General features: G+C 64.0%; 17 protein-coding genes. 16 read left to right on the forward strand and 1 reads right to left on the reverse strand.

Annotation, left to right across the window (positions count from 1 at the left end):
• From ACQR03_RS02470 to ACQR03_RS02505, 8 genes are all read left to right on the forward strand, one after another.
• Positions 1–2181, forward strand: coding sequence for a xanthine dehydrogenase family protein molybdopterin-binding subunit (locus tag ACQR03_RS02470; RefSeq protein ID WP_315749611.1), 2181 nt, complete (start codon positions 1–3; stop codon positions 2179–2181).
• Complete coding sequence (locus ACQR03_RS02475; protein ID WP_315749613.1) at positions 2178–2825, forward strand: Isoquinoline 1-oxidoreductase subunit; 648 nt, start codon at positions 2178–2180, stop codon at positions 2823–2825. The genes ACQR03_RS02470 and ACQR03_RS02475 overlap by 4 nt, the downstream gene beginning before the upstream one ends.
• A 712-nt stretch (positions 2826–3537) precedes the next feature.
• The gene (rplJ, locus tag ACQR03_RS02480) at positions 3538–4056 is read left to right on the forward strand and encodes a 50S ribosomal protein L10 (protein WP_008963452.1); all 519 of its coding nucleotides are present in this window, start codon (positions 3538–3540) and stop codon (positions 4054–4056) included.
• A gap of 60 nt (positions 4057–4116) precedes the next feature.
• On the forward strand, positions 4117–4494 hold the full coding sequence (gene rplL / locus ACQR03_RS02485) for a 50S ribosomal protein L7/L12 (protein WP_172108050.1): 378 nt from the start codon (positions 4117–4119) through the stop codon (positions 4492–4494).
• 548 nt (positions 4495–5042) lie between these two features.
• Positions 5043–9161 (forward strand): DNA-directed RNA polymerase subunit beta, encoded by a 4119-nt coding sequence (rpoB, locus tag ACQR03_RS02490; protein ID WP_315714569.1) that lies wholly within the window; start codon positions 5043–5045, stop codon positions 9159–9161.
• Between the two features lie 131 nt (positions 9162–9292).
• Positions 9293–13492, forward strand: coding sequence for a DNA-directed RNA polymerase subunit beta' (rpoC, locus tag ACQR03_RS02495; protein ID WP_316185887.1), 4200 nt, complete (start codon positions 9293–9295; stop codon positions 13490–13492).
• 338 nt (positions 13493–13830) lie between these two features.
• Positions 13831–15894: an FAD-dependent oxidoreductase gene (locus ACQR03_RS02500; RefSeq protein WP_315714567.1), complete on the forward strand. Its 2064-nt coding sequence runs from the start codon at positions 13831–13833 to the stop codon at positions 15892–15894.
• A 238-nt stretch (positions 15895–16132) separates the two neighbouring features.
• A complete protein-coding gene (locus ACQR03_RS02505) occupies positions 16133–18205 on the forward strand; it encodes an ABC transporter ATP-binding protein (protein WP_315749615.1) in 2073 nt (690 codons plus the stop codon).
• On the opposite strand, the gene ACQR03_RS02510 is transcribed toward ACQR03_RS02505, so the two are convergent.
• On the reverse strand, positions 18142–19365 hold the full coding sequence (locus ACQR03_RS02510) for an FAD-dependent oxidoreductase (protein WP_315749617.1): 1224 nt from the start codon (positions 19363–19365) through the stop codon (positions 18142–18144). The genes ACQR03_RS02505 and ACQR03_RS02510 overlap by 64 nt on opposite strands.
• 643 nt (positions 19366–20008) lie before the next feature.
• Here ACQR03_RS02510 and rpsL point away from each other — a divergent pair.
• The 8 genes from rpsL to ACQR03_RS02550 all read left to right on the forward strand — a co-directional run bounded on the left by rpsL (position 20009) and on the right by ACQR03_RS02550 (position 26312).
• Positions 20009–20380 (forward strand): 30S ribosomal protein S12, encoded by a 372-nt coding sequence (gene rpsL, locus ACQR03_RS02515; protein WP_006611834.1) that lies wholly within the window; start codon positions 20009–20011, stop codon positions 20378–20380.
• Between the two features lie 30 nt (positions 20381–20410).
• Positions 20411–20881 (forward strand): 30S ribosomal protein S7, encoded by a 471-nt coding sequence (gene rpsG, locus ACQR03_RS02520; protein WP_006611835.1) that lies wholly within the window; start codon positions 20411–20413, stop codon positions 20879–20881.
• A 33-nt stretch (positions 20882–20914) separates the two neighbouring features.
• The gene (fusA, locus tag ACQR03_RS02525; protein ID WP_315714564.1) at positions 20915–22987 is read left to right on the forward strand and encodes an elongation factor G; all 2073 of its coding nucleotides are present in this window, start codon (positions 20915–20917) and stop codon (positions 22985–22987) included.
• A 39-nt stretch (positions 22988–23026) separates the two neighbouring features.
• The gene (gene tuf / locus ACQR03_RS02530; protein WP_006611837.1) at positions 23027–24217 is read left to right on the forward strand and encodes an elongation factor Tu; all 1191 of its coding nucleotides are present in this window, start codon (positions 23027–23029) and stop codon (positions 24215–24217) included.
• 91 nt (positions 24218–24308) lie between these two features.
• Positions 24309–24617 carry a 30S ribosomal protein S10 gene (gene rpsJ / locus ACQR03_RS02535; RefSeq protein ID WP_002712302.1) on the forward strand — a complete coding sequence of 103 codons (309 nt, stop codon included), beginning with the start codon at positions 24309–24311 and terminating at the stop codon, positions 24615–24617.
• Positions 24618–24675: 58 nt separating this feature from the next.
• Positions 24676–25395, forward strand: a complete 720-nt coding sequence (gene rplC / locus ACQR03_RS02540) for a 50S ribosomal protein L3 (RefSeq protein ID WP_006611838.1) — start codon at positions 24676–24678, stop codon at positions 25393–25395.
• Positions 25396–26016: a 50S ribosomal protein L4 gene (gene rplD, locus ACQR03_RS02545; RefSeq protein WP_315714563.1), complete on the forward strand. Its 621-nt coding sequence runs from the start codon at positions 25396–25398 to the stop codon at positions 26014–26016. It abuts the gene before it with no gap.
• Entirely contained in the window at positions 26013–26312 is a 300-nt protein-coding gene (locus tag ACQR03_RS02550; RefSeq protein WP_172108066.1) for a 50S ribosomal protein L23, read from the forward strand. The genes rplD and ACQR03_RS02550 overlap by 4 nt, the downstream gene beginning before the upstream one ends.
• Positions 26313–26315: the final 3 nt, after the last annotated feature.

Below are 26315 nucleotides of genomic sequence, written 5' to 3' on the forward strand. Positions count from 1 at the left end.
ATGAATGTGCATATGAAGCCCGCCACGTCCGCTCCGACATTGTCCCGCCGCTCGCTGCTGAAGGCGGGAGCGGGGCTGGCGCTCGCCACCTATGTCGCCCGCAATGGTGTCGCTTACGCGCAAGACGCGGCGAAGTCCGTCAACATCGCGCCGAACACGTTCCTTGTGATCGGCCAGGACGACACTGTCACCGTTCTCTGCAAGCACATCGAGTTCGGGCAGGGCCCGTTCACCGGCATGGCCACGCTGGTGGCCGAGGAGCTCGATGCCGATTGGTCGCAGATGCGCGCCGATCATGCGCCCTCGAATCCGGTGCTCTACAAAAACCTGCTGTTCGGGGTGCAGGGTACCGGCGGCTCCAGCGCAATCGCCAATTCCTACGAGCAGATGCGCAAGGTCGGCGCCGCCGCGCGCGCGATGCTGGTGGCCGCGGCCGCCGACGAATGGAAGGTCCCGGCCGAGGAGATCACGGTCGAGAAGGGCCTCATCAAGCATCCGTCCGGCAAGCAGAGCGGCTTCGGCGCGCTGGCCGCCAAGGCGATGCAGCAGCCGGTGCCGGCGAACCCGCAGCTCAAGGATCCCTCCGCCTTCAAGCTGATCGGCAAGGAAGGCGCGGTGACCCGGCTCGACAGCGTGGCGAAGTCGAACGGCTCGGCCGAGTACACGCTCGACATCAAGGATCCGGGGACGTTGACCGTTCTGGTGGCGCGCTCGCCGCGGTTCGGCGGCACGGTGGCGTCGTTCGACGCGTCGGCGGCCAAGGCCGTGTCGGGAGTGGTCGACGTCAAGGAGGTGCCGAACGGTGTAGCCGTCTATGCCGAGGGGTTCTGGCCGGCGAAGACGGCACGTGACCTTCTCAAGATCACCTGGGACGACAGCAAGGCGGAGACGCGCGGCACGGCGCAACTGCTGGAGGAGTTTCGCGCCCGTGCGAAGAAGCAGGGCGCCCTGGTGAAGCAGGAGGGCGACGTTGACGCCGAGATCGCCAAGGGCGGCAAGCTGATCGAGACCGAGTTCGTCTTTCCCTATCTGGCCCATGCGCCGATGGAGCCAATCAACGCCTTCATTCACTGGAAGGGCGATACCGCCTCGGCGCGCTATGGCAGCCAGTTTCCGACGCCTGATCACGCCGTGATCGCGCAGGTGCTTGGGCTCGACATCGCCAAGGTCGATCTCAAGACGATTCTCGCCGGCGGCAGCTTCGGCCGGCGGGCGCAGCAGTCGACCCACGTCGCCATGGAGCTGGCGCAGGTCGCCAAGGCGATCGGGCCGGGACGTCCGGTCAAGCTGGTGTGGACCCGCGAGGATGACATGCGCGGCGGTTACTACCGACCGTTCAGCCTGCACCGAATGCGCGGTGTGGTCCGCGACGGCAAGATCGTGGCGTGGTCGGATACGATCGTCGGGCAGTCGATCATGAAGGGCTCGCCGTTTGAGGCGATGACCATGAAGAACGGCCTCGATTCGACGGCCTATGAGGGCTCCAACGAGATCCCTTACCAGGTGCCGAATTTCCGCTGCGACCTGCATCAGGTCGATGTCGGCGTGCCCGTGCTGTGGTGGCGCTCGGTCGGCCACACCCATACTGGCTACGCCGTCGAGGCGTTCGTCGATCAGTTGCTCGAAGCCGCCGGCCAGGATCCTGTGGAGGGACGACTGGCGATGATGGCCGACAAGCCGCGTCACGCCGGTGTGCTCAAGGCGGTCGCCGAGCTCGCGGACTGGAAGGGCGCCAAGCTCGAGGCGGGCCGCGCCCGCGGCGTTGCCGTGGTCGAGAGCTTCAACACCTACGTCGCCCAGGTGGTCGAGCTGTCGATGGGGGCCGACGGACCGGTCGTGCACAAGGTGTGGTGCGCGGTCGACTGCGGCGTCGCAGTCAATCCCGACATCATCCGCGCCCAGATGGAGGGCGGCATCGGCTTTGCGCTCGGCCACATCCTCTATGCGCAGCAGCCGCTCGACGAGGGACGACCGGTGTCGGGCAATTTCGACACCTACCGCTCGCTGCGCATCCACGAGATGCCGCAGATCGAGGTTGCGATCGTGCCGTCGACCGAGAAACCCTCGGGAGTCGGCGAGCCTGGCGTGCCGCCGCTGGGACCTGCCGTCGCCAACGCCATGGCCAGGCTGGGTCTGCCGCGCCCGACCCAACTGCCGATCCGGCCGGGAGACACCGCATGAGCCTGTTCAGAACGGCGACGATGGCGCTGCTCGCTGGCAGCCTGGCTGCGGTTGCGATCGTAGCCCTGCCGGCACTGCGGCGCGCCGATGCGGCGCCCGAGGCCACGCACGTCGCCGGCGGGCTCAAGCCGGTGGCGGACTTCGCCAGGATCAAGAGCAAGGACGAGCGCGCCGTGGCGCTGTTCGAAGAGGCCGGCAAGGTGCTGCAGTCACCGCGATGCATGAACTGCCACCCGGCCGGCGACCGGCCGACCCAGACCGACAGGATGATTCCGCATCAGCCGCTGGTGGTCCGCGGCGAGGCCGGCATGGGTGCCCCCGGCGGGCTCGCCTGCACGACCTGCCACCACGAGGCCAATTTCGACGCGGCGCGCGTGCCCGGTAATCCCAAGTGGCAGCTGGCCCCGATCGAGATGGCTTGGCAGGGCAAGTCGCTCGGCCAGATCTGCGCACAGATCAAGGATCCAAATCGCAACGGCGGCAAGACCATGGCGCAGCTGATTCACCATATGGCTGAGGATGAGCTGGTCGGCTGGGGCTGGAATCCGGGAGCTGGGCGGACCCCGGCCCCGGGAACCCAGAAGCAGTTCGGCGAGCTGATCAAGGCCTGGGCCGACGCCGGAGCGGCCTGTCCGAAGGGCTGAGGCGGGATTGCGCCCCTGCGCGTGCAATGCCCCTCGGCCCTGATGAGCGCAGCGACATCCGGGTTTTCCGGCAGAGCACGTGAGACCCCGCATGTCGCTATCGCCGACGCGCGTCCCGCGCGCCGGCTGCCGCTCATCCGGGCGACGGGGCTCCCACCCGGCTCCACGGCATGGCCCAACTGGTGCGATTTTTGCTCTTGGGGTCTTGGCAAGTCGCAATGGACCCGTTAAAGAACCGGCTTCCAGGCGGGCCGGCTGTTGCTGGCGCGCCTGTGCGCGCATTCCGAAAGTTGAGAGGAGCCAGCATTCCTTTTGAGGATATCCGTTTGGATTTCTCGGAAGGAAGAAGGATCTTTCTGCTCTCGAATGCCGCAGGGGAGGTCGGTTCGCCGATCACTCCGAATCCTGTCCGAGACTGCAGGCGCCGGCGCGGAAATCCAGTTTCCTCAATGGCTTAATCATCCAGCCTGCATAGACGGGTGAAGACCGGATTTCGGCATGTCCACTGCCTTTGTCGTGGTGGCATGCAGGTTTGGTTCGAACCTCGACACTCCGCGGGCTCTCAGGGCTTTCGGAAGGGCAGGCTATTCATCGCCGTTTTGCCTTTCGTGTCCTCGGGTTCTTCCGTCCGGAGGTCAGGTTTGGTGGGATGGCGGGTGCAACCCGGCGGTCCCGCTTTCGGGCGAAGGCCGCCAACCGGAGAGAGCTTGCTGTGGAACGAGCGGCAAAAAAAGAGGCGGTCGAGCAGCTGCACGAGGTCTTCAAGACCACGGGCGTTGCCGTCGTCGCTCACTATTCCGGCCTCACCGTGGCTCAGATGCAGAACCTGCGCAAGCAGATGAAGCAGGCTGGTGCGTCGGTGAAGGTCTCGAAGAACCGTCTCGCCAAAATTGCTCTTGAAGGCACGGACGTCGTCGGCATCGGTCCCCTGTTGAAGGGGCCGACCGTGATCGCAACTTCGAACGATCCTGTCGCGGCGCCCAAGGTTGCCATCGAATTCGCCAAGGCGAACGAAAAGTTCGTCATTCTCGGCGGCTCGATGGGCTCAACCGTCCTGAATGTCGACAGCGTGAAGGCTCTGGCCTCGCTGCCGTCGCTGGACGAACTGCGCGGCAAGCTCGTCGGCCTGATCCAGGCTCCGGCGACCAAGCTGGCCCAGCTCGCCAACGCTCCCGCGGCCAAGGTCGCGCGCGTCATTCAGGCTCATGCCTCAAAGGGCGAAGCGGCCTGACGCCCTTCGCAAACACTCACAACCTGGTTTCGAACCGAACCACACTAAAGGACTACATCAATGGCTGACCTGCAGAAGATCGTCGACGACCTCTCGGCCCTCACCGTTCTCGAGGCTGCTGAGCTCGCGAAGCTCTTGGAAGAGAAGTGGGGCGTGTCCGCCGCGGCCGCCGTGGCCGTCGCCGCTCCGGGCGCTGGTGGCGCCGCTGCCGCTCCGGCGGAAGAGAAGACCGAGTTCACCGTTGTCCTGGCTTCGGCCGGCGACAAGAAGATCGAGGTCATCAAGGAAGTCCGTGCCATCACCGGCCTGGGCCTGAAGGAAGCCAAGGACCTGGTCGAGGGTGCTCCGAAGCCGGTCAAGGAAGGCGTCAACAAGGACGAGGCCGAGAAGATCAAGGCTCAGCTCGAGAAGGCCGGCGCCAAGATCGAGCTCAAGTAATCGCTTCGATTGCGCGAACGAAGTCCCTGGGCTGCCATGGGCAGGTCGGGGGCTTTCGACAGATTATGATGATCGGGTGGTAACATCGCCCGGTCATCATGTGGACAAGGAGTTTTGCAGGGGTATTGGGCGCGGCTCGGAATCACTGCAAAAGGCGTGCAACGGAACCGTCCGTTGTGGGCCGAACACGGAAAAGTGTGGAGATTTAGGGGCTTCGCTCTCGAATCTCGATTATTGTCAACCCATATTGGGTCGGCAGCACGAAAAGCCGGTTGATCGGTGGAGTGGCGTCTCCGTCCGTAAGCCGTTGGGAGATAGGCAATTTCGGGCTTTTGCAGTCCGTGACGAGATGGTTGTGACGAGCGGGTGCGTCCTCGCGCCTCGCGCGTCGTTTTGCGTTTTGCTGGTCTGAAGAACAGATCTGGGACATTTCCGTTCCGGCTCTGGGCCTCAGATCCTCGAAATGGATCGAAATTCAACCCGAAGGGGCGGTGGCAGCCGCTGTTTCGGAAGGTTCGCCCCTCCGGGCGACGAAATGAGAGGCCACGATGGCGCAGCAGACATTCACCGGTCGCAAACGCGTTCGCAAGTTCTTTGGACACATCAAGGAAGTCGCGGAGATGCCGAACCTCATCGAGGTTCAGAAGGCGTCCTACGACCAGTTCCTGATGGTGGACGAGCCCACGGGTGGCCGGCCGGATGAGGGCCTGCAGGCGGTGTTCCGCTCGGTATTCCCGATCTCCGACTTCTCCGGCACCTCGATGCTGGAGTTCGTCCGCTACGAGTTCGAGCCGCCGAAATATGACGTCGACGAGTGCCGTCAGCGCGGCATGACCTTCGCTGCGCCGCTCAAGGTGACCTTGCGCCTCATCGTGTTCGATATCGACGAGGAGACCGGCGCGAAGTCGGTCAAGGACATCAAGGAGCAGGACGTGTACATGGGCGACATTCCGCTCATGACCATGAACGGCACCTTCATCGTCAACGGCACCGAGCGCGTCATCGTCTCGCAGATGCACCGTTCGCCGGGCGTGTTCTTCGACCACGACAAGGGCAAGACCCACTCGTCGGGCAAGCTGCTGTTCGCCGCCCGCGTCATCCCGTATCGCGGCTCCTGGCTCGACATCGAGTTCGACGCCAAGGACATCGTGTTCGCGCGCATCGACCGTCGCCGCAAGCTGCCGGTGACGTCGCTGATGTTCGCGCTCGGTCTCGATGGCGAGCAGATCCTGTCGACCTTCTACAAGAAGCTGATCTACAAGCGCATCAAGGAAGGCTGGCGCGTTCCGTTCGACGCCAACCGCTTCCGCGGCTATTCGACCGTCAACGACCTGATCGACGCCGACACCGGCAAGGTCGTGCTCGAGGCCGGCAAGAAGCTCACCGTTCGCGCCGCCCGCCAGCTCCAGGAGAAGGGGCTGAAGGCGCTGCGCATGTCGGACGAGGAGCTGCTCGGCAACTACATCGCCGAGGATCTCGTCAATCCGAAGACCGGCGAGATCTATGCCGAGGCCGGCGAGGAGATCACCGACAAGCTGTTCAAGGTGCTGAACGAGCAGGGCTACAAGGACCTGCCGCTGCTCGACATCGACCACGTCAATGTCGGCCCCTACATCCGCAACACGCTGTCGGCCGACAAGAACATGACGCGTGAGGACGCGCTGTTCGACATCTACCGCGTGATGCGTCCGGGCGAGCCGCCGACGCTCGATTCGGCGCAGGCGATGTTCCAGTCGCTGTTCTTCGATGCCGAGCGCTACGACCTCTCCGCGGTCGGCCGCGTCAAGATGAACATGCGCCTCGAGCTCGATGCGCCGGACACCCAGCGCACTCTGCGCAAGGAAGACATCCTGGCGGTCATCAAGACCCTGGTCGACCTGCGCGACGGCAAGGGCGAGATCGACGACATCGACCATCTCGGCAATCGCCGCGTCCGCTCGGTGGGCGAGCTGATGGAGAACCAGTACCGCATCGGTCTCTTGCGCATGGAGCGCGCCATCAAGGAGCGCATGTCGAGCGTCGACATCGACACCGTGATGCCGCAGGACCTGATCAACGCCAAGCCGGCCGCCGCCGCGGTGCGCGAGTTCTTCGGCTCGTCGCAGCTGTCGCAGTTCATGGACCAGACCAACCCGCTGTCGGAGATCACCCACAAGCGCCGCCTGTCGGCGCTCGGACCGGGCGGTCTGACGCGCGAGCGCGCCGGCTTCGAGGTGCGCGACGTGCATCCGACGCATTACGGCCGCATCTGCCCGATCGAGACGCCGGAAGGTCCGAACATCGGCCTGATCAATTCGCTGGCGACGTTCGCCCGCGTCAACAAGTATGGCTTCGTCGAGACGCCGTACCGCAAGGTCAAGGACGGCCGCGTCACCGACGAGGTAGTGTATCTGTCCGCCATGGAGGAGGGGCGCTACCGCGTCGCGCAGGCCAACGTGCCGCTCGATGCCAAGGGCCGCTTCACCGAGGACCTCGTGGTCTGCCGTCATGCCGGCGAAGTCGTGCCGATGACGCCCGACAAGGTCGACTACATGGACGTGTCGCCGAAGCAGCTGGTTTCGGTTGCCGCGGCCTTGATCCCGTTCCTCGAGAACGACGACGCCAACCGCGCGCTGATGGGCTCGAACATGCAGCGCCAGGCGGTGCCGCTGGTTCGCGCCGAGGCGCCGTTCGTCGGCACCGGCATGGAAGGCGTGGTTGCCCGTGACTCGGGCGCCGCGATCGCGGCGCGCCGCTCGGGCGTGATCGACCAGATCGACGCCACCCGCGTCGTCATCCGCGCCACGGAAGATCTCGATCCGACCAAGTCGGGCGTCGATATCTACCGGCTGATGAAGTACCAGCGCTCGAACCAGTCGACCTGCATCAACCAGCGTCCGCTGGTGAAGGTCGGCGACATCGTCAAGAAGGGCGACATCATCGCTGACGGTCCGTCGACCGATCTCGGCGAGCTCGCGCTCGGCCGCAACGTGCTGGTCGCGTTCATGCCGTGGAACGGCTACAACTTCGAGGACTCCATCCTGCTCTCCGAGCGGATCGTGAAGGAGGACGTCTTCACCTCGATCCACATCGAGGAATTCGAGGTGATGGCCCGCGACACCAAGCTGGGTCCGGAGGAAATCACGCGCGACATTCCGAACGTGTCGGAAGAGGCGCTGAAGAACCTCGACGAAGCCGGCATCGTCTATATCGGCGCGGAGGTGCGCGCCGGCGACATCCTGGTCGGCAAGATCACGCCGAAGGGCGAGAGCCCGATGACGCCGGAAGAAAAGCTCTTGCGCGCCATCTTCGGCGAGAAGGCCTCCGACGTTCGCGACACCTCGCTGCGGGTGCCGCCGGGCGTGCAGGGCACAATCGTCGAGGTCCGCGTCTTCAACCGTCACGGCGTCGACAAGGACGAGCGTGCGCTGGCGATCGAGCGGGAAGAGATCGAGCGTCTGGCCAAGGACCGTGACGACGAGCAGGCGATCCTGGACCGCAACGTCTACAGCCGTCTCGCCGACATGCTGGACGGCCGCCAGGGCATCTCGGGGCCGAAGGGCTTCAAGAAGGATACCAAGATCACGCGTGCGGTGCTCGACGAGTATCCGAAGTCGCAGTGGTGGCTGTTCGCCTCGCCGAACGACAAGCTGATGGCCGAGATCGAGGCCATGCGGAAGCAGTACGACGAGTCGAAGAAGGGGCTGGAACAGCGCTTCCTCGACAAGGTCGAGAAGCTGCAGCGTGGCGACGAGCTGCCGCCCGGCGTGATGAAGATGGTCAAGGTCTTCGTCGCCGTGAAGCGCAAGATCCAGCCGGGCGACAAGATGGCGGGCCGTCACGGCAACAAGGGCGTCGTGTCCAAGATCGTGCCGATCGAGGATATGCCGTTCCTCGAGGACGGCACCCATGCGGACATCGTGCTGAACCCGCTCGGCGTGCCCTCGCGCATGAACGTCGGGCAGATCCTCGAGACCCATCTCGGCTGGGCCTGCGCCGGCCTCGGCAAGCGCATCGCCCAGACGGTCGATGCCTACCTGTCGAAGCAGGACGTCAAGCCGCTGAAGGAGACCTTGAAGCGGATCTACGGCGATGACGAGACCATCAAGTCGCTCAACGACAACGAGTTGATCGAGCTTGGTCACAATCTGAGCCGCGGCGTGCCGATCGCCACGCCGGTGTTCGACGGCGCCAAGGAGGCCGACATCGAGGAGATGTTGAAGCTCGCCGGCCTCGACGCATCCGGTCAGTCGACGGTCTATGACGGCCGCACCGGCGATGCGTTCGATCGCAAGGTGACGGTCGGCTACATCTACATGCTGAAGCTGCACCATCTGGTCGACGACAAGATCCATGCGCGTTCGATCGGCCCGTACTCGCTGGTCACCCAGCAGCCGCTGGGCGGCAAGGCCCAGTTCGGCGGCCAGCGTTTCGGCGAAATGGAGGTGTGGGCGCTCGAAGCCTACGGCGCGGCCTACACGCTGCAGGAGATGCTGACGGTGAAGTCGGACGACGTCGCCGGCCGCACCAAGGTCTACGAGGCGATCGTGCGCGGCGACGACACGTTCGAGGCCGGTATTCCGGAATCGTTCAACGTGCTGGTCAAGGAAATGCGCTCGCTCGGCCTCAACGTCGACCTGCACAACTCCAAGCTCGGACCGGCGCCGACGTCGGAAGCCGCCGAGTAGTTCAAGAGGTCATGCCCGGCCGTCTCGGACGGCCGGGTGCCGGCGCCTTCCCCCGCGGGTCAGGACAAGGCGCCCGTTGAGAGATTTTCGAATTTGCGGCCGACCCCCGATCGGCCCGCGAGGAGAATACGATGAACCAAGAAATTATGAATCTCTTCAATCCGACGACGCCGGCTCAGGTCTTCGACCAGATCCGGATCTCGATTGCGTCTCCGGAGAAGATTCTGTCCTGGTCCTATGGCGAGATCAAGAAGCCGGAAACGATCAACTACCGTACCTTCAAGCCCGAGCGCGACGGCCTGTTCTGCGCCCGCATCTTCGGGCCGATCAAGGACTACGAGTGCCTGTGCGGCAAGTACAAGCGGATGAAGTACAAGGGCATCATCTGCGAGAAGTGCTCGGTGGAGGTGACCCTGTCGCGCGTCCGGCGCGAGCGCATGGGCCATATCGAGCTCGCCGCTCCCGTCGCGCACATCTGGTTCCTGAAGTCGCTGCCCTCGCGCATCGGCCTGCTGCTCGACATGACGCTGAAGGATCTCGAGCGGATCCTGTACTTCGAATATTACGTCGTTCTCGAGCCGGGTCTGACCGCGCTCAAGGACCGTCAGCTGCTGTCCGAGGACGAGTACCTCAAGGCGCAGGACGAATACGGCCAGGACAGCTTCACCGCCATGATCGGCGCCGAGGCCATCCGTGAGCTCTTGCGCGGCCTCGAGCTGGAGAAGCTCGAGCAGACGCTGCGTGCGGAGATGCAGGAGACCGACTCCGACATCAAGCACAAGAAGCTCGCGAAGCGCCTGAAGATCGTCGAGGCGTTCCGCCACTCCGGCAACAAACCGGAATGGATGATCATGACCGTGGTTCCGGTGATCCCGCCGGACCTCCGCCCGCTGGTGCCGCTCGACGGCGGCCGTTTCGCGACCTCCGACCTCAACGACCTCTATCGCCGCGTCATCAACCGCAACAACCGCCTGAAGCGGCTGATGGAGCTGCGCGCGCCCGACATCATCATCCGCAACGAGAAGCGCATGCTTCAGGAGGCGGTGGATGCGCTGTTTGACAACGGCCGCCGCGGCCGCGTCATCACCGGCGCCAACAAGCGTCCGCTGAAGTCGCTCGCCGACATGCTCAAGGGCAAGCAGGGTCGCTTCCGTCAGAACCTGCTCGGCAAGCGCGTCGACTACTCCGGCCGTTCGGTCATCGTGGTCGGTCCCGAGCTGCGCCTGCACCAGTGCGGCCTGCCGAAGAAGATGGCGCTCGAGCTGTTCAAGCCGTTCATCTATTCGCGGCTCGACGCCAAGGGCCTGTCGACGACGGTCAAGCAGGCCAAGAAGCTGGTCGAGAAGGAGCGTCCGGAGGTCTGGGACATCCTGGACGAGGTCATCCGCGAGCATCCGGTGCTCCTGAACCGCGCGCCGACGCTGCATCGCCTCGGCATCCAGGCGTTCGAGCCGGTGCTGATCGAGGGCAAGGCGATCCAGCTGCATCCGCTGGTCTGCTCGGCCTTCAACGCCGACTTCGATGGCGACCAGATGGCCGTGCACGTTCCGCTGTCGCTCGAAGCGCAGCTGGAAGCGCGCGTCCTGATGATGTCGACCAACAACATCCTGCATCCGGCCAACGGTCAGCCGATCATCGTGCCGTCGCAGGACATCGTGCTCGGCCTCTACTACGTCTCGATCATGCGCGAGGGCATGCCCGGCCAGGGCATGGCGTTCGGCAACATGGCCGAGCTCGAGCATGCGCTGCACGCCAAGGCCATCCATCTCCACAGCAAGATCAAGTATCGCTGGGAGGGCATGGACGAGACCGGCAAGATCGCCAAGCGCTGGATCGAAACCACCGCGGGCCGCGTCATGCTCGGCCATCTCCTGCCGAAGCATCCGCGCGTCACGTTCGAGGTCATCAACAAGCTGATGACCAAGCGCGAGATCTCGGGCGTGATCGATCAGGTCTATCGTCACTGCGGCCAGAAGGAGACGGTGATCTTCTGCGACCGCATCATGGCGCTCGGCTTCTACAACGCCTTCAAGGCGGGCATTTCGTTCGGCAAGGACGACATGGTCGTGCCGGCGGGCAAGTGGAAGATCGTCGACACCACCCGTACGCTGGCGAAGGATTTCGAGCAGCAATACAATGACGGTCTGATCACCCACGGCGAGAAGTACAACAAGGTCGTCGACGCCTGGTCGAAGGCCAGCGAAGAGATCGCCAAGGAGATGATGAAGGAGATCTCCGTCACCAAGAAGACGGCGACGGGGGCGGATGCCGACATCAACTCGATCTACATGATGTCGCATTCCGGTGCCCGCGGTTCGCCGGCCCAGATGCGTCAGCTCGCCGGCATGCGCGGCCTGATGGCCAAGCCGTCGGGTGAGATCATCGAGACGCCGATCATCTCGAACTTCAAGGAAGGTCTCTCGGTTCTCGAGTACTTCAACTCGACCCACGGCGCCCGCAAGGGTCTCGCGGACACCGCGTTGAAGACCGCGAACTCGGGCTACCTGACCCGTCGTCTGGTCGACGTCGCGCAGGACTGCATCATCACGCAGGACGATTGCGGCACCCATCTCGGCATCAAGATGCGCGCCATCGTCGATGCCGGCACGGTCGTGGCCTCGCTCGGCTCGCGCATCCTGGGCCGCGTGCCCTGCGACGACGTGCGCGATCCCGCGACCAACGCGGTGCTCGTCAAGGCCGGCACCTTGATGGAGGAGAGCCACATCGACGCCATCCAGCAGGCTGGCGTGCAGGAGGTGAAGATCCGCTCGGCGCTGACCTGCGAGCTGGTCAACGGCATCTGCAAGATGTGCTACGGCCGCGATCTGGCGCGCGGCACGCCGGTCAACCACGGTGAGGCCGTCGGCGTCATCGCCGCGCAGTCGATCGGTGAGCCCGGCACCCAGCTGACGATGCGCACTTTCCACATCGGTGGTGCGGCGCAGCTGAACGAGCAGTCCTTCGTGGAATCGAACTTCGAAGGCAAGGTGGTCATCAAGAACAAGGCGATCGCCCGCAACAGCGAGGGTCATCTGATCGCGATGGTCCGCAACATGGTCGTGACGATCGTCGACCCCGACGGCACCGAGCGTGCGACGCACCGCATCCAGTACGGCGCGCGCATGCATGTCGACGACGGCGACATGATCAAGCGCGGCCAGCGCATCGCCGAGTGGGACCCTTACACCCGTCCGATCCTCACGGAAGCCGAGGGTACGATCGGGTTCGAGGATCTGACCGAGGGGCTGTCGATCTCGGAAACGCTCGACGAGTCCACCGGTATTGCCAAGCGCGTGGTCATCGACTGGCGTGGAACGCGCGGTGGCGCGGATCTGCGTCCGGCCATCGTGATCAAGGGCAAGGACGGCAAGGTGCTCAAGCTCGCCCGCGGCGGCGATGCCCGCTACATGCTGTCGGTCGACGCGATTCTGTCGGTCGACGTCGGCTCGACGGTGAAGCCGGGCGACATCCTCGCGCGTATCTCGACGGAAAGCGCCAAGACGCGCGACATCACCGGCGGTCTGCCGCGGGTGGCGGAGCTGTTCGAAGCGCGCAAGCCGAAGGATGCCGCGATCATCGCCGAGATCGCCGGCACCATCCGGTTCGGTCGCGACTACAAGAACAAGCGTCGCATCTCGATCGAGCCGGTCGACAAGACCGAGGAGCCGCGCGAGTACCTGATCCCGAAGGGCAAGCACATCCATCTGCAGGATGGCGACATCGTCGAGAAGGGCGACTTCATCGTCGAAGGCAACCCGGCGCCGCACGACATCCTGGCGATCAAGGGCATCGAGGAGCTCGCGGCCTACCTGGTCAACGAGATCCAGGAGGTCTACCGGCTGCAGGGCGTGCTCATCAACGACAAGCACATCGAGGTGATTGTCCGCCAGATGCTGCAGAAGGTGGAGATCACCGACCAGGGCGATACCGACATGATCTCGGGCGAACAGGTCGACAAGATCGAGTTCGACCTGCTGAACGCGAAGGCCGTGGAGGAGGCGAAGAAGCCGGCCACAGGCACTCCGGTTCTGCTCGGCATCACCAAGGCGAGCCTGCAGACCCGGTCGTTCTTCTCGGCGGCCTCGTTCCAGGAGACCACCCGCGTCCTCACCGAGGCGGCGGTCAACGGCAAGATCGATCCACTCGAGGGTCTCAAGGAGAACGTCATCGTAGGACGTCTGATCCCGGCCGGCACCGGCGCCTCGATGGCCCGCATCCGCGAAGTCGCCTTGAAGCGCGACAAGCTGATTCTCGACGAGCGCGAGAAGCAGGCGGCGATCGTGCCGGCGCAGCCCGAGCCTCAGCCGCTCGCGCTGCCGCCGGCGGAGTAAACGGACGGTTGCGGCATGACCCCGACGGTGTCGGGGTCTGCCGTGCGTTCATCACGCGTAGAAAAGGCCGGCGTTTGCCGGCCTTTTTTTGACATTTTCTTCTCCTGTTGCCGCGCTGCTGCCCCGTTGTTCATCTTCCCTTCAGGGACAGAGGCGCTTTTGGAAGCATCAGATCCGCTGAGCTGATTTCCGTCGATTCCCGTGGCGATGCGCCGATTTGCTCCGGCGCAAATCTTTTGCGGGCCGGTTACGCTATGGCCGATCGAGCCCCGAGGGTGGCAGGACCCCTGTATGGACGACCGGCAACGTCGCTGACAGCCGGAGATGGCGGAACTTCGATGCTTGACCTTGCGATTGTTGGTGGCGGTCCGGGTGGCCTGATGAGCGCCTGGTATCTGAGGCGCAAACTCGGCGATCTCTGCAAGGTGACGATCTACGAGGCATCCGACCGGCTCGGCGGCAAGATCGTGACGCGCAAGTTCGATACCGCACCGGCGATGTATGAGGCTGGTGTCGCGGAAATCTACGACTACTCGATGACCGGCCCCGATCCGCTGCGCGAGCTGATCCAGCATTTCGGGCTGCAGACGATTCCGATGGATGCGCTGCAGGTCCAACTCGACGGCGAGCTGCTCGACGACGTGCCGGGGCTGCGCCGCAAATACGGCCCGAAGACGGCCGCTGCGGTCGAGGCGTTCCGCAAGCGTTGTACCGACGTGATGTCGCCGGTCGAATATTACGAGGGCGTCGGCGCCCACGATAACGAGCACCCCTGGGCCTACAAGACCTGCGAAGAGCTGCTCGACGAGGAGGTCGAGGATCCCACGGCCAAGCGCTTCTTCAAGGTGATGTCGCGCTCCGACCTCGCGACCGAGGCCCACAACACCAACGGCCTCAATGCGCTCAAGAACTTCGTCATGGATATCGACGACTATATCGGCCTGTACTCGATTCAGAACGGCAACGAGCAACTGATCGAGTGCCTGCGCTCCGAGGTCGATGCCGACATCCAGCTCAATCATCGCGTGCTCCGCATCGGCAAGACCGAGGCGGGTCGCTACCGGCTCAACATGATGAACGGCAAGGGGCCGGAGACGCGCGAGTTCGATCTCGTCCTGGTGTGCCTGCCGCATTCCTGGCTGTCGACGGTCGGCTGGGAGGGCGAGAAGCTGCGCCAGTCCATGGTCAAGCACATCGCCTATTTCGATCGTCCCGCGCATTATCTGCGCGTCTCGATCCTGTTCGACGAGCCGTTCTGGGGCGAGAAGATTCCGGGCTCCTGGTTCATGTCGGAGGCGTTCGGCGGCTGCTGCATCTACAACGAGGGCTCGCGCCACGATGTCGGCAAGCACGGCGTGCTCAACTGGCTGATCGCGGGCTCGGATGCGCTCGCCTTCGCCAACCTCTCGGACCAGGAGCTGATCGATGCCGCGCTGAAGTCGCTCCCTGCTGCGCTCGGCGACGCGCGCGCACACTTCATGGAAGGCAAGATCCACCGCTGGCTGTCGTCCGTCAACGCGCTGCCCGGCGGTCTGCCGGTACGCGACGTCATGACCAATCACCGGCCTGAGCCGAAGGAGCACCCCGGCATCGTCGTGGTCGGTGACTATCTGTTCGACTCGACCCTGAACGGGCTGCTCGATTCGTCGGACGCCGCCACCGACATCATCCTGACCGAAATGATGCGGCTGCGCCGCGCCCGCTCGCAGGCCGAAACGCCGCTGTCCGACAAGATCGACCGTGACTATTTCGACAATTATCGCGGGCAGGGGCCGTACAGCGAAGCGTGGTCGCAGTTCACCGATCCGGACTATCTGACCAGCCTGATCAAGATCGTTTGGAACCGGGCCGGCAAGGGCAAAGGCTACAAGCTCTTGGTCGCCGGCTCCGCGAGCGGTGAACTGGTGGGAGCGCTCCGCGAGCGCGGCATCGATGCCTGGGGCATCGAGAACAACCGCTACATCCATGGCAAGACGCCGAAGGCGCTGAGGAAATACAACAAGCTCGGCTCGATCACCGATATGCCATTCAAGACCGGTGAGTTCGATTTCGTGTTCGAGACCAGCCTCTGCCATCTCGGTGACAAGCAGGTTGCGCGCGCGATCCGCGAGCTCAACCGCGTCGTCAAGACCGGCCTCGTGTTCGGCTCGATCACCTCGGACATGGCTCCGGCGCTGGTCGACCGCTACGACCTGCTGCGTGGGGTCAAGAAGCTCGGCACCTGGTGGGAGTGGTCGGAGCTGTTCTTCGGCAACGGGTTCGATCTGGCCATGCACCGCCGCGATTGCACCGACGAGGTGTGGGCAGCGACACTCGCGGCCAACAAGGGGCCCGGCCAGTGGTACGCCGACGCCGACAGCCTGCGCTATTCGTTCTTCGACAAGGTCGAGGACGAAGACTAGGCTCGCGGCACAGCCGCCGGCATTTCGAGGCAGGGCCGCGGGCGTTGACCGGCATCTCGATGCTGTCTTGCGTCCGCGGCGCTTGTGACCGTGCTGGTTGCGTGACAGGGCCGCGTCTTGGTCGCGGCGGGTGCGGCACCGTATGGCGAGAATGCTGGCGGCAGGCGGACACAGGTGGTAAAGCCGAGCCGCTTTAATCCGTTACGGTCATACTGGCCGTGCAGGATCGGTTCGTTGAATGGCGCCCAAATCTTCACCGCCGCGAAATCAGACGTCCGCAACGGCAGCTGATCCTGCCGATGATTTGGACAAGCGGGGGCCGGCGGCGGCCGTGCCTGCCGTTCCAAAATCCGGAACAGCGAAGACGTCGGCGACAGAGAAGGCTGACGTCGTCGGCGACGATGAGGACGATGACGAGGAGGACGGTGAAGAGGCCGGCCTCGACCTCGACGATGATGACGACGACGAGGATCTCGTCGTCTACACGGCCCGCGAGGCCGCCGGTGCGCTTGCAACCATCTACGGCTTCGTCTCGCCGCTGCTCGCCAGATACAAGAAGATGCTGGCCTTCGTGTCGATCGGTGTCCTGATCGAGACGCTGTTCAACGTCATCATGCCGCTCAGCCTCAAGTTCCTGATCGACGATGCGCTCGGCGAAGAGGATTTCGAGGCGCTCTATCGCATCCTCGGCGTGCTGGCCGCTGCGGGCATCTTCACCTCGATCATTGCCGTGCTCTACGAGCGCTGGGATGCGCGGCTCGCGGCCTGCGTCATCTCGGACGTCCGCACCCGTCTGTTCGATCACGTGCAGAACCTGCCGGCCGCCTATTTCCAGCGCACCAAGCGCGGCGAGATCCTGTCGCGCTTCTCGGTCGACATGTCGGCGTTCGAGAACGTCGTGAAGAGCTTCGCCAACAGCGCTGTGCTGCCGTTCCTCGAGCTGATTGCGGGCATCATTCTGATGCTGTTCCTGAACTGGCAGCTCGCTGCGATCGCGCTGCTGGTGTTTCCGATCACCCTGATCGGCCCGCGTATCCTGACGCCGAAGGCGGTTCAGGCCAATTACGAGCAGAAACTGAACGAAGCGTCGCTGCTCGGCGTGATCCAGGAGAACATCGCGGCGCAAGCCGTCATCAAGGCCTTCAGCCTCCACCGCAAGGTATTCGGCTGGTTCAGCTTCCGCAACGACGCGGCGCGGCGCAAGATGGCCGATGCGATGTTCCTGTCGACCATGGTCGAGCGCACCGTCACGATCTCCGTGCTGCTGCTGCATCTCGTCGTGCTCGCTCTCGGCGCCTATCTCGCCACCAAGGGCCAGATCACGATCGGCACCTTCGTCACCTTCGAGAGCGCATTCTGGGAGGTGTCCTACAACATCGCCCATGTCATGCATTTCGTGCCGGTGTCGATCTCCTCGGCGGCCGCGATCCGGCACATGCAGGAGCTGTTGGACGAGCCGACCCGCGGCGCCGACCGGCCGGGCGCGCCGGATCTGCCCCGCATCAGCCACGACATCACCTTCGAGCGCGTGACCTTCCAGTACGAGGGCAGCGAGACGCCGGTGCTCGACAATCTGAGCCTCAAGCTCGACGTCGGCAAGCGGATCGCGATCGTCGGTCCGTCGGGCTCGGGCAAGAGCACGCTGCTCAACCTGATCCTGCGGCTCTACGTACCCGATGAAGGCCGCGTCACCATCGACGGCGTCGACATCCGCAAGGTGACGCGCGATTCGCTTCGCGGCAGCATGGCCGTGGTGTTCCAGGACAACATGCTGTTCAACATGTCGCTGCGGGAGAACATCCGGCTCGGCAAGGAGGGCGCCACCGACGCGGAGGTGGAGGAGGCGGCCAAGAAGGCCGAGATCCACCGCTACATCATGAGCCTGCCGCAGAAATACGACACCATCGTCGGCGAGCGCGGCGACACGCTGTCCGGTGGACAGCGCCAGCGCATCGCGATCGCCCGCGCCATCATCCGCAACCCGTCCGTGCTGCTGCTCGACGAGGCCACTTCGGCGCTGGACCAGACCACGGAAGCCGCGATCAACCGCACCCTGCTCAAGGTCGCCAAGGGCCGCACCATGATCTGGTCGACCCACCGCCTGACCTCGGTGGTCGAGATGGACGAGATCATCGTCATCTCCGGCGGCCGGGCGATCGAGCGCGGCAGCCACGCCGAGCTCTTGGCGAAGAATGGGACCTATCGCAAGCTCTGGGATGACCAGGGCCATCAGCCGAGCCGGCAGGATCAGGCCGACGACGACAGCGATGACGAGGAGGACGACGACGAGGAGGATGATGACGAGGAATAGACGTTGAGCGGCGCATTGGTCTTCGTCAGCCGCTGCCGAACCCCGCGGCCGAGCGAGACGGCAAAGCGCGCCCAGCGTTGCGCCTGCCAATAGGGGCTGGCCCCGATCGAGACCGATCGGAAATTCCATGCCTTCTCGAGCGACCACGCATCGCAGGCCGTCTTGACCGGGTCCGCATAGAAGGCCGCGATCTTGGCCTCGCCCATGCCGTCAGTCGCCAGCCAGCGCGGAATGTGGCCGTTGCAGAGGCGCTCGACATCGGTGAACACCTTGTCGGAACCGGTGCCGGTGACGGGGCAGGTGGTGCAGAAGGCGTCGCCGACGAGCACGACACCCGGCATGCGGTACCCGCTGTTGATGGTGAGATCGGCGGGCCGGACCCGCACCTCGCCGCTCACGGCGTACTCGCCCGTGATCCGCCGCAGGCCGGGCAGGGCGGCGGCCAGCGTTTCGACTGGGTTGCGGCGGATCGCCCGAAGCCAGGGATCATCGACCTCGCGGTAGGCGAACAGGTTCGCCCGCATGCGCTCGCCGATCGGGAACAGGGTGATGTAGGGCACCCGCGCCTTGGCTCGTTCCTGGAAATAGGTCATGGCCGGGAATGGGAAGGCGGAACGGCCGACCGGCGTCAGGTCGAACCCGATCGAGATCGAATGGGCGGGGCTGGTGATCGTGCGGGTGATTCCCAGCATGTGCCGCAGCCCGACGTTCAGCCCGTTGGCGAGCACGACGAGGCGGGCGGAGATCGTCTGCCCGTTGGACAGCACGACCGACTGGCGATCCTCGGTTGGCGTGATCGCTACGGCCTTGGCGACGATTCGCGTCACAGCGCCTGGGATCTGGTCGCGCACCGCCGTCACGAGCGCATCATACGGAATGCCGTATTGCTGGACCTGAGCCCGTTCGAGCACGTAGCCGAATCGGGCGATCCAGTTCTCCGGGGCCAGGGTGGCTTGGGTCAACGCCTTGTCGGCGATCCCGGTGCGACGGAATCGGCCGATCTGCTCGGCACCGGAGATCTTCTCGATTCGAAAGTCGGGCGGGGAGACCGCGTGGGGATCGACGAGAATCGCGGGGATGCCGGCCATTCCGAGCATGGCGGCCGTGATCGAGCCGCTCAGGCCGCCGCCAATGATCGCAATGTCGGTATATTCTGTCACCAGGCGCCTCGTCGCGGCGCCATCCTTGTCGGCCAAAGCCGAAAAAAGCCTTATCTTCAATGTTTCTGGACATGTCCCGGGCTGGAGAGGCGCCTGCACTCGCAGGGCTGTGCGGTCTGCAGATACCTCGGACGGCGGGGGCCCTGTCGGGACCGGAAACCGCAGCGGCCAGAAGCGCTTCTTTGCGCGTCCTGCGGCGTCGTTTTGCTTGACTTGGATATTTACCGCTTATAAAAGGCCGGCACTCAACGACAGGCGGTGAGCTTCGCCAGCGTCGGTACGGATCACCCAGACCGCCCGAAACAGGGCGGGACGGGCACCACCCTCGACGAATGCCGCTCAAACGCTGTCGATCATAGCTAGGCAATGCCAAAACGATATTAGATCTCTCGAGCTCGTTCTCCTGAGACCAATTTCGGATGCATGACCTCGGTAGGCCGCCCGCCAGCGCAAGCTGACTGGTGGTGATCGCGGTCCTCTGTGGCGTCAAGCGCTTTCCGTTCAGCGATGGACGGTTGGCGCGATTTCGTTTTGCGTGGGTTTTGATCGCGCGAAACGGCCCGGTGAGGCGGGGAACCTCGAACAGAATTTGCGGAAGCCGGTCGCGGTCTCCGTGCGAACGTTGAGAAGGGTGAAGGCCAAGATGCCGACGATCAACCAGCTGATCGCAAATCCGCGCGAAGTGCAGAAGTCGCGCAAGAAGGTGCCGGCGCTGCAGCAGTCGCCGCAGAAGCGTGGCGTTTGCACGCGCGTCTACACCACGACCCCGAAGAAGCCGAACTCGGCGCTTCGTAAGGTCGCCAAGGTGCGCCTGACCAACGGCTTCGAGGTGATCGGCTACATTCCGGGTGAAGGCCATAACCTGCAGGAGCACTCGGTGGTCATGATCCGCGGCGGCCGCGTCAAGGACTTGCCGGGCGTGCGCTATCACATCCTCCGCGGCGTGCTGGATACCCAGGGCGTCAAGAACCGTAAGCAGCGCCGTTCGAAGTATGGCGCGAAGCGTCCGAAGTAAGACGTTCGAGAGAAGCGGGAACAAGATCACATGTCGCGTCGCCATTCAGCCGAAAAGCGTGAAGTGCTTCCGGATCCGAAGTTCGGGAACATCATTGTCACCAAGTTCATGAACTCGGTGATGTACGCCGGCAAGAAGTCGGTCGCCGAAGGTATCGTCTACGGCGCGTTCGGCATCATCGAGGCCAAGACCAAGCAGAGCCCGCTGACGGTGTTCGAGCAGGCCCTCGAAAACGTCATGCCGACCATCGAGGTTCGCTCCCGTCGCGTCGGCGGTGCGACCTACCAGGTGCCGGTCGAAGTTCGTTCGACCCGCCGGCAGGCGCTGGGCATCCGCTGGCTGATCTCGGCCGCGCGCGACCGCAACGAGAAGACGATGACCGAGCGGCTTTCGGCGGAGCTGCTCGACGCCTCGAACAATCGGGGTAACGCCGTGAAGAAGCGTGAAGACGTGCACCGGATGGCGGAAGCCAACCGCGCCTTCTCGCACTATCGCTGGTAACGGCGACCCGAACGGAAATCAGGGAACACACCCATGCCCCGCCAACACGCCATCGAAGACTATCGCAACTTCGGCATCATGGCGCATATCGACGCCGGCAAGACCACGACGACCGAGCGCATCCTCTATTATACCGGCAAGAGCCACAAGATCGGCGAAGTGCACGAAGGTGCCGCGACGATGGACTGGATGGAGCAGGAGCAGGAGCGTGGCATCACGATCACCTCGGCTGCGACCACCGCGTTCTGGAACGGCAAGCGCCTGAACATCATCGACACCCCCGGCCACGTCGACTTCACCATCGAGGTCGAGCGCAGCTTGCGCGTGCTCGACGGCGCCGTGTGCGTGCTCGACTCCAACCAGGGCGTCGAGCCGCAGACCGAGACCGTCTGGCGCCAGGGCGACAAGTACAAGGTTCCGCGAATCGTCTTCGCCAACAAGATGGACAAGACCGGTGCCGACTTCTTCAAGTGCCTGGCCGACATCGTCGACCGCCTGGGCGCGAAGCCTGTTGCGATCCAGCTGCCGATCGGCGCCGAGAACAATTTCAAGGGCTGCATCGATCTCGTGACGATGAAGGCGATCGTCTGGAACGACGAAGCGCTCGGCGCGAAGTTCGACTACGTCGAGATCCCGGCTGATCTCGCCGACCAGGCCAAGGAATATCGCGAGAAGCTGGTGGAGGCCGCCGTCGAGCTCGACGACGACGCGCTCACCGCGTTCCTGGACGGCAAGGAGCCGGACGAGGCGACTCTGAAGCGCCTGATCCGCAAGGCCGTGCTGACCGGCGCGTTCTATCCGGTGCTGTGCGGCTCGGCCTTCAAGAACAAGGGCGTGCAGCCGTTGCTCGACGCCGTTGTCGACTATCTGCCGTCGCCGCTCGACGTGCCTGCGATCAAGGGCACCGACGACAAGGGCAACGAGGTTGTGCGCAAGGCGGACGACAAGGAGCCGCTGGCGCTGCTCGCGTTCAAGATCATGGACGACCCCTTCGTCGGCACGATCACGTTCTGCCGCATCTATTCGGGCATCCTGACCTCGGGCACCGGCGTCGTGAACTCGACCCGCGAGAAGAAGGAGCGTATCGGCCGCATGCTGCTGATGCATGCGAACAACCGCGAGGACATCAAGGAAGCCTATGCCGGCGACATCGTCGCCCTCGCAGGCCTCAAGGAAGCCCGCACCGGTGACACGCTGTGCGATCCGTCCAACCAGGTGATCCTGGAAAAGATGGAATTCCCGGAGCCGGTCATCGAGATTGCGATCGAGCCGAAGTCGAAGGCCGACCAGGAGAAGCTCGGCGTTGCGCTGGCGAAGCTGGCCGCTGAGGATCCGTCCTTCCGCGTGTCGACCGATCACGAGTCGGGCCAGACCATCCTCAAGGGGATGGGCGAGCTCCATCTCGACATCAAGGTCGACATCCTCAAGCGCACCTACAAGGTCGATGCGAACATCGGCGCGCCGCAGGTGGCGTTCCGTGAGCGTATCACCAAGCCGGCCAACGTGGACTACACCCACAAGAAGCAGACCGGTGGTACCGGCCAGTTCGCGGCCGTGAGCCTCGTGGTCGAGCCGAACGAGCCCGGTGGCGGCTACGTGTTCGAGTCCAAGATCGTCGGCGGTGCGGTTCCGAAGGAATACATCCCGGGCGTCGAGAAGGGCATCGAGAGCGTGCTCGGCGCGGGCGTCGTCGCCGGCTTCCCGGTGGTCGACGTCAAGGTGGCGCTGGTCGACGGCAAGTATCACGATGTCGACTCGTCGGCGCTGGCCTTCGAAATCGCCTCTCGTGCGGCTTTCCGCGAGGCGCTGCAGAAGGGCAAGTCGGTTCTGCTCGAGCCGATCATGAAGGTCGAGGTGGTGACCCCGGAAGACTACACCGGCTCGGTCATCGGCGACCTGAACTCGCGTCGTGGCCAGATCCAGGGCCAGGACATGCGCGGCAATGCCAACGTCATCAACGCGATGGTGCCGCTCATGAACATGTTCGGTTACGTGAACAACCTGCGCTCCATGAGCCAGGGGCGCGCGACCTTCACGATGCAGTTCTCGCACTACGCTGAAGCGCCGGCCAACGTGTCGGCCGAAGTCCAGAAGAAGTTTGCCTGATTGTCGTTAGCTCAAGTTAGCGACTGAACGGAGAGTCAAATGGCCAAAGCTAAGTTTGAACGTAACAAGCCCCACTGCAACATCGGCACCATCGGTCACGTCGACCACGGCAAGACCTCGCTGACGGCTGCAATCACCAAGATCCTGGCCGAGACGGGCGGTGCGACGTTCACTGCCTACGACCAGATCGACAAGGCCCCGGAAGAGAAGGCGCGCGGCATCACCATCTCGACCGCGCACGTCGAGTACGAGACCAAGAACCGCCACTACGCCCACGTCGATTGCCCTGGCCACGCCGACTACGTGAAGAACATGATCACCGGCGCTGCCCAGATGGACGGCGCGATCCTGGTCGTGTCGGCCGCTGACGGCCCGATGCCGCAGACCCGTGAGCACATCCTGCTCGCCCGCCAGGTCGGCGTGCCGGCGCTGGTCGTGTTCCTCAACAAGTGCGACATGGTCGACGATCCGGAGCTGCTGGAGCTCGTCGAGCTCGAGGTCCGCGAGCTGCTCTCGAAGTACGAATTCCCGGGCGACAAGATCCCGATCATCAAGGGCTCGGCGCTGGCCGCTCTGGAAGATTCGGACAAGAAGCTCGGCCACGACGCCATCCTCGAGCTGATGCGCAATGTCGACGAGTACATTCCGCAGCCGGAGCGTCCGATCGACCAGCCCTTCCTGATGCCGGTCGAAGACGTGTTCTCGATCTCGGGCCGCGGCACCGTGGTGACCGGCCGTGTCGAGCGCGGCATCATCAAGGTCGGTGAGGAAATCGAGATCGTCGGCATCCGTCCGACCCAGAAGACCACCGTCACCGGCGTTGAAATGTTCCGCAAGCTGCTCGATCAGGGCCAGGCCGGTGACAACATCGGCGCGCTGCTCCGCGGCACCAAGCGCGAGGACGTCGAGCGCGGCCAGGTGCTGTGCAAGCCGGGTTCGGTCAAGCCGCACACCAAGTTCAAGGCTGAGGCCTACATCCTCACGAAGGAAGAGGGTGGCCGTCACACGCCGTTCTTCACCAACTATCGGCCGCAGTTCTACTTCCGCACGACCGACGTGACCGGCGTCGTTCACCTGCCGGAAGGCACCGAGATGGTGATGCCGGGCGACAACATTGCGATGGAAGTGCACCTGATCGTGCCGATCGCGATGGAGGAGAAGCTGCGCTTCGCCATCCGCGAGGGCGGCCGCACCGTCGGCGCCGGCGTCGTCGCCTCGATCATCGAGTAACAGCAGCGAATAGGGAATGGCGGGTGGCGAATGGAGATTATCCATTCGCCGTTCGCTACTCGCCACTCACTACTCACAGAAAGATACGGCAATGAACGGCCAAAATATCCGCATCCGTCTCAAGGCGTTTGACCATCGTATCCTCGATACGTCGACGCGCGAGATCGTCAACACGGCGAAACGGACCGGCGCGCAGGTTCGCGGACCCATTCCGCTGCCGACCCGCATCGAGAAGTTCACCGTGAACCGTTCGCCGCACGTCGACAAGAAGAGCCGCGAGCAGTTCGAGATGCGCACCCACAAGCGCCTGCTCGACATCGTCGATCCGACCCCGCAGACCGTCGATGCTCTCATGAAGCTCGATCTGGCCGCTGGCGTCGACGTCGAGATCAAGCTCTAAGTTTTTGGATTCACGTTCGCACCTCACGCGGACATAGAGAAGAACAGGAAGCACGCCGATGCGCTCCGGAGTGATCGCACAAAAGGTCGGGATGACGCGGGTCTTCACGGAGACCGGCGAACATATCCCCGTGACCGTGCTGAAGCTCGGCAATTGCCAGGTGGTCGGTCACCGCACCACCGAGAAGAACGGCTACGTCGCGCTGCAGCTCGGCAGCGGCAGCCGCAAGACGGTCTACATGCCGAAGGCGGAGCGCGGCCAGTTCGCGGTCGCCAAGGTCGAGCCGAAGCGCAAGCTCGCCGAATTCCGTGTCAGCGAGGATTCGCTGATCCCGGTCGGCGCCGAGATCCAGGCCGACCATTTCGTCGTCGGCCAGTTCGTCGACGTCACCGGCACCTCGGTCGGTAAGGGCTTCGCCGGCGGCATGAAGCGCTGGAACTTCGGCGGTCTGCGCGCCACGCACGGTGTGTCGATCTCGCATCGTTCGATCGGTTCGACCGGTGGCCGTCAGGACCCCGGCAAGACCTGGAAGAACAAGAAGATGCCCGGTCACATGGGCGTCGATCGCATCACCACGCTGAACCTGCGTGTGGTGCAGACGGACGTCGAGCGCGGCCTGATCCTGGTGGAAGGCGCGGTGCCCGGCTCCAAGGGGGGCTGGATCTCGGTGCGCGACGCCGTCAAGAAGCCGCTGCCGAAGGAAGCGCCGAAGCCCGGCAAGTTCAAGGTCGCGGGTGAGCAGGCTGCCGAAGCGCCGGCCGTGCAGGAGGGCGCATAAATGGAACTGAAAGTCACCACCCTCGAGGGCAAGGAAGCCGGCTCCGTCCAGCTGTCCGACGCCATCTTCGGTCTGGAGCCGCGTGCGGACATCATCGCGCGCTGCGTCCAGTGGCAGCTCAACAAGCGTCAGGCCGGCACCCACAAGGCCAAGGGCCGCGCCGAGATCTGGCGCACCGGCAAGAAGATGTACAAGCAGAAGGGCACCGGCGGTGCTCGTCACGGCTCGGCTCGCGTGCCGCAGTTCCGGGGCGGCGGCCGCGCCTTCGGTCCGGTCGTGCGCTCGCATGCGACGGACCTGCCGAAGAAGGTCCGTGCGCTGGCGCTGAAGCATGCGCTGTCGGCCAAGGCCAAGGACGGTGATCTGGTCGTGCTGGAGAACGCCACCCTGGAGGCGGCGAAGACCAAGGCGCTGATCGGTCACTTCTCCGGTCTCGGCCTGACCAACGCCCTGATCATCGACGGCGCCGAGCTGCATACCGGCTTCACCAATGCCGCCCGCAACATTCCGAACATGGACGTGCTGCCGATCCAGGGCATCAACGTCTACGACATCCTGCGCCGTCAGAAGCTCGTGCTGACCAAGGCGGCGATCGATGCGCTGGAGGCGCGCTTCAAATGAAGACCATCGATCCGCGCCACTACGACATCATCATCGCGCCGGTCGTGACCGAGAAGGCGACCTTCGCCTCGGAGCACAACAAGGTTCTGTTCAAGGTGGCCGCCAAGGCGACCAAGCCGCAGATCAAGGAAGCGATCGAGAAGCTGTTCGACGTCAAGGTCAAGAGCGTCAACACGCTCGTCCGCAAGGGCAAGACCAAGGTGTTCCGCGGCAATTTCGGTTCGCAATCGGACAGCAAGCGCGCGATCGTGACCCTCGAAGAGGGCCACCGTATCGACGTGACCACCGGACTGTAAGGC

This window comes from Bradyrhizobium sp. HKCCYLS3070 (assembly GCF_051167575.1).
Lineage (GTDB): Bacteria > Pseudomonadota > Alphaproteobacteria > Rhizobiales > Xanthobacteraceae > Bradyrhizobium.